This window comes from Chryseobacterium sp. DT-167 (assembly GCF_058310155.1).
Genome location: NZ_JBZEEQ010000099.1, coordinates 1 through 585 on the forward strand (window position 1 = coordinate 1; position 585 = coordinate 585).

The 585-nt window shown below is 71.1% G+C and carries 1 protein-coding gene; it reads left to right on the forward strand.

Annotation, left to right across the window (positions count from 1 at the left end; genetic code table 11):
• Positions 1-585, forward strand: a 585-nt coding sequence (locus tag AC4FQ5_RS19970) for a DUF1963 domain-containing protein (protein WP_491146415.1), incomplete at both ends; no start/stop codon positions are given.

Here is a 585-nt window from a genome sequence, read left to right on the forward strand (position 1 = left end):
GCTGCCGCCCGGTGCCGTGTGGCCGGTCGACGGGGGAGGGCTTCCGATGCAATTCGTCCTCCAGGTCGCGGTCGACGACATCGACCTCACGTGGGCGGGTCGTCCGCTGCGACCCGCGTCCTGGCCGCCGGGCGAGTTGCTCACCCTGTTCGTCGGCGCCTCCGCCTCGTCCTTCGACCTCCCGCATCGCGTGATGGTCACGCCCGCCGACGGCGGTGACCTGCGGCAACCCGTCGCTCCAGCCGAGGTGTCGGAACTCGAGGTCGCGTTCCTCGAGGACGTGCCATCCGCCGCGTTGACGATTCGCCCCGGCTGGGACCTGCCGCGCTGGGCCTCGGCCGAATGGGCGCACCTCGACGAGGATGTCTTCGCGGGCGAGGATGACGCCGTCGGGTATGAGTCCCTCGAGGGGCTTCTCACGCCGTTCGCCTCGCTCGAGGCGATCGGGCGGCTCTTCGGGCATGTCGCCGGGGTGGGCGCGGATCCCCGCGACGACATCACGGGTCGACCGGCAGTGAGCACGTGGCAGCACCTCCTCACGCTCGACTCGTCGCTCCGTGTCGACCTGACCATCGCAGACACCGG